Raw genomic sequence first — 9,353 nt, 5'->3', positions numbered from 1 at the left:
CAGATTGTCTGATTAATTGTTAAAGAGCAGGCCACCTTAAAATTTGATATTCTCGGTCAGCCGGGCTGCGTATATTACGCTTTTTGCCCGCAGAGTCAAGCGCTTATTTGCGCTCCCCTGCCCAACCCCACACGTTTTCTTAGCGTTGTGTCGGTCAGTGGTGGCGCATTATAGGGCGTTCTTCGGCGCTGGCAATAATTATTTTTAATAAAATTGATCGTTTGATTAATCCCACAGCAAAACACCACTTTATACTCACTTATCAACAGATTTACCCACAAATGGATAATCGAATGAAAATTTATCGAGCATCACGCAAACGTTTTCGTTACAATCCGAGGGATAAAATCATCATGTGATTTTATCCGACTGTTCTGAAATGTTATTGCAGTACTCATTTTTTATGTCCTTATTTATATGGTGGGTTCTTCCCAATAACATGTTACTGCCTCACAAAATCCAAGGGATCAAACCAATGCAACAGCTTCGTCCAATCCGCCGTGCCCTGCTTAGTGTTTCCGACAAATCAGGGATTGTTGAATTTGCGAAAGCCTTATCTGAACGCGGTGTTGAATTACTCTCTACTGGTGGTACAGCCTATTTACTATCTGAATCAGGGCTGAAAGTTACTGAAGTTTCAGATTACACTGGCTTTCCTGAAATGATGGATGGCCGCGTTAAAACACTGCATCCTAAAGTACATGGTGGAATCCTTGGTCGCCGTGGACAAGATGATGAAATCATGGCACAACATCACATCTCACCAATCGATATGGTAGTTGTGAATCTATATCCATTCGCTCAGACCGTTGCTAAACCAGATTGTACTTTGGCAGACGCTGTTGAAAACATTGATATCGGCGGCCCAACTATGGTTCGCTCTGCGGCTAAGAATCATAAAGATGTCGCAATCGTAGTTAATAGTAATGATTATGAAAAAATCATTGAAGAGATGGATAGCAACCAGTGTTCACTGACACAATCGACCCGTTTCGATTTAGCAATTAAAGCATTTGAACACACTGCTGCTTATGACAGCATGATTGCTAACTACTTTGGCAAACTGGTTCCTGCTTATTATGGTGATATTACTCAACCATCAGGGCGTTTCTCCCGGACCTTAAATCTGAATTTTATTAAAAAGCAAGATATGCGTTACGGCGAGAATAGTCACCAGAATGCAGCTTTCTATATAGAAGAGAATCTCGCTGAGGCATCTATCGCAACAGCAACTCAGTTACAAGGCAAAGCACTTTCTTATAATAATATTGCAGATACAGATGCAGCCCTAGAATGCGTTAAGGAATTCGTAGAACCCGCGTGTGTGATTGTTAAGCATGCTAATCCATGCGGCGTAGCAATTGGTAAAGATATTCACGAAGCCTATGATCGCGCATTCAAAACAGATCCAACCTCCGCTTTTGGTGGCATTATTGCTTTTAACCGCGAAATTGATACTAAAACTGCACAAACTATTATCGACCGCCAATTTGTAGAGGTGATTATCGCTCCCTCAGTAAATGAAGAGGCATTACCAGTGCTGGCTACCAAGCAAAATGTCCGTGTTCTGATATCTGGTGAGTGGGAAACTCGCATTGCTGGCCTTGATTTCAAACGTGTCAACGGTGGCCTGCTCGTACAAGATCGTGATCTTGGTATGGTAACAGCCGATAACCTGCATGTAGTTTCCAAACGTCAGCCAACTGAGCAAGAAATGAAAGATGCTCTGTTCTGCTGGAAAGTCGCTAAGTTTGTCAAATCCAATGCCATTGTTTACGCAAAAAATGATATGACCATCGGAATCGGTGCAGGCCAGATGAGCCGTGTCTATTCTGCAAAAATTGCCGGAATTAAAGCAGCTGATGAAGGTTTAGATGTTCAGGGATGCGCAATGGCATCTGACGCATTTTTCCCATTCCGTGATGGTATTGATGCCGCTGCGGCTGTCGGCGTGAGCTGTGTTATCCAACCCGGCGGTTCAATCCGCGATAACGAAGTAATCGCAGCCGCAGATGAACACGGCATTGCCATGATCTTCACTGGTATGCGCCATTTCCGCCACTAATCAATAACAGGGGTTAATTTGATGAATATTTTAATTATTGGTAGCGGTGGACGCGAACATGCTCTGGCATGGAAAGCAGCACAATCTCCTTTGGCTGATAAGGTCTATGTTGCTCCGGGAAATGCAGGGACGGCGTTGGAAAGTCATCTGGAAAATATTGATATCTCAGCAACAGATATCAACGGCCTATTAGCATTTGCACAAAGCCATGATATCGGGCTGACTGTCGTTGGCCCTGAAGCACCACTGGTAATGGGTATTGTCGATATATTTCAACAAGCGGGACTAACTATCTTTGGCCCAACTCAAGCAGCCGCTCAGTTAGAAGGTTCAAAAGCATTCACCAAAGATTTTCTAGCACGCCATAAGATTCCGACTGCCTCTTATCAGAATTTTACAGAAATCGAGCCTGCCCTCACCTATCTGGATAAAGTCGGCGCTCCTATTGTTATAAAAGCTGACGGGTTGGCTGCGGGTAAAGGTGTGATTGTTGCTATGACACGGGAAGAAGCCCAGTCCGCAATAAAAGATATGCTAGCCGGAAATGCGTTTGGTGATGCCGGCCACCGAATTGTTATTGAAGAGTTTTTGACTGGTGAAGAAGCAAGTTTTATCGTTATGGTCGATGGCAAAAATGTCATTCCTATGGCCACCAGCCAGGATCATAAACGCGTAGGTGACGATGATACTGGCCCAAATACTGGCGGAATGGGAGCCTATTCGCCCGCTCCGGTAGTCACCGATGAGATCCACCAGCGTATTATGGAAGAGGTTATTTATCCTACCGTCAATGGTATGGCTGCTGAAGGTAATATCTATACGGGTTTTCTTTATGCCGGATTGATGATTAATCAAGATGGAGAACCAAAAGTGATTGAATTTAACTGCCGCTTTGGTGATCCGGAAACCCAGCCGATTATGATGCGTATGCGTTCCGATCTGATTGAACTTTGTCTGGCTGGCGCCAAAGGCGAACTTGCTGGTAAAACGTCTGATTGGGACAAACGCCCTGCTCTGGGCGTGGTACTGGCTGCAAACGGGTATCCAGCTGATTATCACAAAGGCGATATTATTCATGGCTTGCCTCAACAGGAAAATGCAAGCAACAAAGTTTTCCATGCAGGCACAGCATTGCAGGATAATAATGTTATTACCGCCGGTGGACGTGTTCTATGTGTCACAGCATTAGGAGACACTATTGCTGATGCACAGAAAAAGGTTTACCAGCAAGCAGAACAGATTAAATGGAATGGCTGTTTCTACCGCAAAGATATTGGATATCGGGCCATTAATCGGCTGAAGTAATCAAAAACTGGCGGAGGTCAGAATCAGAGGCTGTCCTTCGTCGGCTCCCAACGGCAAAAATCATTATTTGCCACCAACAGTAACTCGCGGCCAGCAGAAGCCTCCAACCAAGCAATGGTTAATTGGCCGTAACTGTTTTTTTCGCGCTGTTCAAGCCATGACTTAGCGTAAGGTTCAAACTCAACGGAAATCATTTCACCCGTACAGGTAGTGACCTTGCCGTTATTCCAGTGACCTTGCATCAAACGCACATTGCCTACTATCAGTGCATCACTTAATTCAAGAGTCCGTTTAGCATCAAATTGCATACGAACAATATCATCATTGGAAAGTGGTTCACGCCGTGTTTTTAACTGCTTCTGCATAAAAATCACATCACCGAATTTATTCAAACGAAGTTGTTCAGCCAGTGGATTTTCATCATTCAGAATTTCACGGCGAATTTGGCGCAAATCACCTTGCTTATATTCGTAAAAAGTGACGACGGTATTATCATTACGGTAAGGGCTATAAACACTCATCAGAACCAGAGGTTTATTATTTTGATCGTTGAGGCGCCACAAGCGAACAACACCATCATCTGCGATGAATCCACTTGCACTAAAAAGAGGTTCTTTAGGTTGATTGGTACAGGCGCTGAGCGCGAAGACGAATCCTAGTGTCATCAGCCCCTGACGAACCAACAAAAGGGGATAAATAATACCCCTTCTATTTTTTCTTTTTTGCAATGAAATTATTTAACTGCGTCTTTCAAAGCTTTACCAGCAGAAAAAGCAGGTACGTTTGCAGCCGCGATTGTAATTTCTTTACCGGTTTGAGGGTTACGACCAGTACGCTCTGCACGGTGGTTAACTTTGAAAGTACCAAAACCTACCAGCTGTACTGAATCACCCGTTTTCAGGGATTCGGTGATTGCATTCAAAGTTGATTCCAGAGCAGCTTTTGCCTGAGCTTTAGTCAGGTCTGTGCTTTCTGCGATTGCATCAACTAATTCAGTCTTATTCATAGATTATCCTTACAGTGTGTTTATCGTTTGCAAAGCATCGAGTGCGACGGATATGCCGAATGACAGCACCCCTGCATACACGCACCGATAGCCACTTCTTTTCACCCCCCAAATGTAGAACAGAGTGGGGGCAAAAGTGAAGCCTTTGAACATGGCATTTAAAGCATTAAATCACGTTTTTTCACTTTACTGCGTTAAATTTATACCAATGTTGCTAATGGCTGACTCCCAGAGGTCAGCTTTCAATCCTTTAATCAACTCAATATCCCGCTCTTCACAGCCGGCTAATAAGCGATAAATCTCCCATTGAATATCCCACTCTTCCTCAATGGCTGGTAATTCTTTTAATTCTTGATCGGTCATTTCTTTCCCGGCCCGAGTCATTTCAAGCATAGCAACAGTGCGAATTGAAATTTCACTCACTGCAATGGCATGTATCAATGTTTCACCACTCAGACGGGAATGGACCATTTCCCCTAATGCAATACATGCATCAATTGCCGGATATACACCGTAAATATCATAATCGTCTGCTGATGGAATAATTTGTTCTAACTTTTCCAACTGGTTATCAAAATTAACCTTAGCATCTTTTACAACTAATATTTCCCACACCAGATCCAAAATACGGCGGTAAAGAGCAGGTTCTGCAAACGCAGTCTGACGACAGAACATCTGGTAATTTGGATACATCCGTTCGCATAGACTCGCCATAAAGGTCAAATGCTGCCAACTTTCAAGTTTCTCCAACCGTAAATGTATCGGGTTTCGTAACATTAGTTCTTACTCATTATGCATAATGTGCTCCGCAGTTTACCTGAAATTCAAGAATATCCACACATTTACACCGAATTTAAGGATTTTTCTGCATTATTTGTTTAAAAAACGCTCTATTTGAGGCTATACCATCCGCCCAGCGGGTTGTTTCGGGCAAGCGATAACCTTTTACACAGCGCTCCACCCATAGCAATGCACTATCAAGACTGATTTTATGCCCTGGAGAAATATACAATGGATTACAGCGTTTTTTACTTCGCCATACCCAACCAATCTGTTCCTCTTTATCAATTAGAGGCTGACAATTGCCAGGCTGCTCACCCAAAGACTCACTTTCACCACATAAACGGCGTTTTGCTACACCGATTGTAGGAATATTCGCCAATAAACCAAAATGGCTGGCAACACCTAAACGACGTGGATGAGCAATACCATGACCATCCACCATTACTAGATCAGGTTTATGTTCCAACAACTGCCAAGCCGCCATCAATGCAGGATATTCACGGAAAGAGAGTAAACCAGGAATATAAGGAAGCGTAGTTTCAATTCGAGCTATCTGATATTCCACCAACTCAAGATCAGGGTAAGAGAGAACAGCTATCGCTGCGCGGGTAATTCCTCCCTGCTGTTCAAAGCCCACATCAGCACCAGCAATCAGTTTTGGTGAGGAAAAATCATCATAACAGATAACCTGCTGAGCCTTTTCTATTTGTTCCTGACGTAATGCTTTTGTGTTGATCATATTTTTTACTGATGATATTTAGCTGAAAGTTTGTGTACCGCCTCAACAAATACACCAGCATGTTCCGGTGGTACATCCTGATGGATACCATGACCAAGGTTAAAGACATGACCAGAACCCACACCAAAACCTTGCAAAATTGTTGAAACTTCCTGTTCAATCCGTTCTGGAGAAGCATATAACATAGATGGGTCCATATTACCCTGCAAAGCGACTTTATTCCCCACACGACGGCGAGCATCGGCAATATCAGTCGTCCAATCCAAGCCAAGAGCATCACAACCGGTTCCAGCCATTACTTCCAGCCATTGCCCACCACCTTTGGTAAACAGTGTCACTGGTACCCGACGACCTTCATTTTCACGGATCAGACCATCAACAATTTTGTGCATATAACGCAGGGAAAATTCACGATAATCCCGGCCAGTCAGCACGCCTCCCCAAGTATCGAAAATCATCACAGACTGAGCGCCTGCTTTAATTTGAGCATTAAGGTAAAGGATGACACTGTCTGCCAATTTATCCAGCAACAGATGCATTACGGCAGGTTCGGCATACATCATTTTTTTGATTTTAGTAAATGCCTTACTACTGCCACCTTCCACCATATAAGTCGCCAGCGTCCACGGGCTACCAGAGAATCCAATCAAAGGAACCTGACCCGCCAGTGCCTTACGGATTGCACGCACTGCATCCATCACATAACTCAGCTCCATCTCAGGATCGGGAACCGGTAGTTTTTCCACATCAGCACTGTTTAAAATAGGAGATTTAAAACGCGGGCCTTCACCTGCTTCGAAATAGAGTCCCAGCCCCATTGCATCAGGAATAGTGAGAATATCAGAGAAAAGAATTGCTGCATCCAATGGATAACGTCGCAAAGGTTGCAAAGTGACTTCGCAGGCAAGTTCAGTATTTTTACATAGAGAGATAAAATCACCAGCTTCGGTACGGGTGGCTTTATATTCCGGTAAATAGCGGCCAGCCTGACGCATCATCCATACAGGTGTAACATCAACGGGTTGGCGTAATAAGGCACGCAAATAGCGGTCGTTTTTCAACTCATTCATGACAGGCTCCATTTATTTATTGGCCGCAATATTATCTGACTGTAATGATTAGGACATCATTGTAACATGACAGATAAATCTCTCCCGTTGAATTGCGCCAAACCATGCATTACGCATTTCGGCACAGAACAACCGTATCTTCAATCAACCGACGGGCAATAGTATTGTGTGGTGGAATCAATGGCAGTTGGTCATAGTGATACCAATCTGCACTAATCAATTCTTTCGGATCATGACAAATCTCACCGCTGTCATAATCAGCTAGAAATGCCATCATCAATGAATGGGGGAAAGGCCACGGTTGAGAAGCGACATAACGTAAGTTGCGAATTTTAATATTACTCTCTTCCATCACTTCACGAGCCACAGCTTCTTCAAGTGTTTCACCTACTTCAACAAACCCAGCAAGCACTGTATGTATGCCATCACGATGGCGCTGATGTTGAGCCAATAAGATCTGATCATCCCGACGAATACCGACAATAACACAAGGTGCAATCTGCGGATAATAACGTTCATGACAATGGTTACACAAACAAGCCCATTCACTGACACTATGGTTCATTTCATGGCCACAATAACCACAATATTGATGGGAACGATAAAACTCTGCCAACTGCACTCCCCGGCCTGCTAATTGAAACAAGCCGCGATCGCTTGAAACAATATGCCGTAAGGAAACCATATTTGAATTCATTTTCTGGCAAATAAGCCAAACTTTCTCACCCTGCCACTCACCGATAAGCAATGCTATTTTTCCTTGCAGTGACCATTGAGCAGCTATTCCAAAAGGTAATTCACCTTTAGGGAGCCAAATACGATTTTCATCACTGATAATCCACCAGCCTCGTTCTACACCGGTTACTTGTTGTTGCATCGTCATTATGACATCTTATTTGTTATAAATATCTGTATAAATCATACGCTTTTTAGCCAGAAAAGCGTGCTCTTGTTACTATTTATCACGAGGAACACAACACTATGTCACAACTGCTTGCCGTGTTTGATCTGGATGACACCTTAATCTCCGGTGATTCCAGTGCCATATGGACAGAGTTTCTATGGGAAAAAGGTATCATTAGTGATCCAAGTTTTATCGAAGCAGATAAAAAAATGATGGCTGATTACAACTCAGGTTCACTTGACATGAGTAGTTATCTAGCATTTATCCTGCAAACACTGCACCAAGTTCCACAAAAACAAGTTGATCTTTGGTTAGTTGAGTTTGTTAAAGAAAAAATCAGACCTCGATTTTACCCGCAAGCTAAAGCTCTTATTGCAGAATATCAACAGCAACAAATTCCAGTCATTATTATCTCAGCTACAGTCTCTTTTATTGTGAAAAAGATTGCTGCCGAATTAGGGATTCACACTGCACTAGGCATTGATATGGTGACGGAAAATGGCTGTTATACCGGCCAAATAGACGGTATTGCGACTTTTCGCGAAGGTAAAGTAAAACGAATGAAACAGTGGCTGGAACAACAAAACAGTTATCCTGAAATTATCCGTTTTTACAGTGATTCAATTAATGATCTACCAATGTGTCAATTTGCCGACGAAGTCATTACGATCAATGCCGATGCCCGTTTAAAAACCGAAGCACAACGACATGGCTGGCAACAATTAACCTGGTCACTGTAAATATTTTCAATCAGTAATGGGTTTATGGTTTCCATAATCCCATCTATACCTGTTATCTTTCAAGTTGCCTCTTTGTTGGCTGCACTCACTCACCCCAGTCACATAGTTATCTATGCTCCCAGGGATTCGCTCCCTTGCCGTCGCGATGCATCTTGAAATCTATTGGGTATATACCCGTCATCTTTCAACAGGCAACCCAATTGCTGGGGAAGAATATTGCAATAAAATTGAGGTCTTGACGAAACAGAACAAGTCATTTTGTTTCCGCAAACAACCCACCCAATCGTGTTCCCCACGCTCTTAAGGTGTCATTTCGCTCCCTATAAATAAGAACAAAAATGCCGCTCTTGAATATCGGCATTTTGCTGTAAGAGAAGATGAATTTAATGCTTTAACGCTTCAATTTTATCCCGGCTCAGTCCGGTACTGGTGACAATAATATCCAGACTGACGCCATGCCGTAACAAGGCTCGAGCCGTTTCCACTTTACCTTCCTCTCGGCCCTGCTCAATACCTTGCTTGATACCTTGCTCGCGCCCTTTTTGTTCAAGCTGTTCTGCAATAGTCATCAACATCGTTTCATGCTCCGGAGATTGTTCAATCAGTTGATGGACAAAGTGTGAGAGATCCAGCGTATGCCCATTCAGTAAAATATAGCTTAATACCACATTGCGCTGTTCGGTTGTATTATACCCTGCATTCAAGAGTTCCACCAATTGGGGTATCCATTCCAGCATATCC

10 protein-coding genes are annotated in these 9,353 nt (G+C 43.3%); 3 read left to right on the top strand and 7 right to left on the bottom strand.

All coding sequences use genetic code 11. From position 1 onward, the window contains the following. Positions 1-475 precede the first annotated feature (475 nt). On the top strand, positions 476-2,065 hold the full coding sequence (purH, locus tag EAE89_RS21840) for a bifunctional phosphoribosylaminoimidazolecarboxamide formyltransferase/IMP cyclohydrolase (protein ID WP_054481295.1): 1,590 nt from the start codon (positions 476-478) through the stop codon (positions 2,063-2,065). 21 nt (positions 2,066-2,086) lie between these two features. Further along, positions 2,087-3,370, top strand: a complete 1,284-nt coding sequence (purD, locus tag EAE89_RS21835; RefSeq protein WP_054481297.1) for a phosphoribosylamine--glycine ligase — start codon at positions 2,087-2,089, stop codon at positions 3,368-3,370. A 23-nt stretch (positions 3,371-3,393) separates the two neighbouring features. On the opposite strand, the gene EAE89_RS21830 is transcribed toward purD, so the two are convergent. The 6 genes from EAE89_RS21830 to nudC form a co-directional block, all read right to left on the bottom strand. Further along, a complete protein-coding gene (locus EAE89_RS21830) occupies positions 3,394-4,035 on the bottom strand; it encodes a DUF1481 domain-containing protein (RefSeq protein WP_054481299.1) in 642 nt (213 codons plus the stop codon). A gap of 68 nt (positions 4,036-4,103) precedes the next feature. Then, entirely contained in the window at positions 4,104-4,376 is a 273-nt protein-coding gene (gene hupA, locus EAE89_RS21825; protein ID WP_054481300.1) for a nucleoid-associated protein HU-alpha, read from the bottom strand. Between the two features lie 186 nt (positions 4,377-4,562). Further along, positions 4,563-5,153, bottom strand: a complete 591-nt coding sequence (locus tag EAE89_RS21820) for a YjaG family protein (RefSeq protein ID WP_054481302.1) — start codon at positions 5,151-5,153, stop codon at positions 4,563-4,565. 76 nt (positions 5,154-5,229) lie between these two features. Beyond that, positions 5,230-5,898, bottom strand: a complete 669-nt coding sequence (nfi, locus tag EAE89_RS21815; protein ID WP_054481303.1) for a deoxyribonuclease V — start codon at positions 5,896-5,898, stop codon at positions 5,230-5,232. A 5-nt stretch (positions 5,899-5,903) separates the two neighbouring features. Then, positions 5,904-6,968 carry a uroporphyrinogen decarboxylase gene (hemE, locus tag EAE89_RS21810; RefSeq protein WP_054481305.1) on the bottom strand — a complete coding sequence of 355 codons (1,065 nt, stop codon included), beginning with the start codon at positions 6,966-6,968 and terminating at the stop codon, positions 5,904-5,906. A 109-nt stretch (positions 6,969-7,077) separates the two neighbouring features. Next, on the bottom strand, positions 7,078-7,845 hold the full coding sequence (gene nudC, locus EAE89_RS21805) for an NAD(+) diphosphatase (RefSeq protein WP_054481309.1): 768 nt from the start codon (positions 7,843-7,845) through the stop codon (positions 7,078-7,080). A 104-nt stretch (positions 7,846-7,949) separates the two neighbouring features. Here nudC and EAE89_RS21800 point away from each other — a divergent pair, with 104 nt between their 5' ends. Then, complete coding sequence (locus tag EAE89_RS21800) at positions 7,950-8,612, top strand: HAD family hydrolase (RefSeq protein ID WP_054481307.1); 663 nt, start codon at positions 7,950-7,952, stop codon at positions 8,610-8,612. 383 nt (positions 8,613-8,995) lie between these two features. On the opposite strand, the gene EAE89_RS21795 is transcribed toward EAE89_RS21800, so the two are convergent. Then, positions 8,996-9,353: Rpn family recombination-promoting nuclease/putative transposase (locus EAE89_RS21795; RefSeq protein ID WP_214086571.1), on the bottom strand; the 358-nt coding region annotated here is incomplete at its 5' end.

Source organism: Photorhabdus heterorhabditis, assembly GCF_018448905.1.
Classification (GTDB): Bacteria; Pseudomonadota; Gammaproteobacteria; order Enterobacterales; family Enterobacteriaceae; genus Photorhabdus; species Photorhabdus heterorhabditis.
The sequence above is the reverse complement of the archived record's forward strand: the minus strand, read 5'-3'. Positions and strand labels throughout refer to the sequence as shown.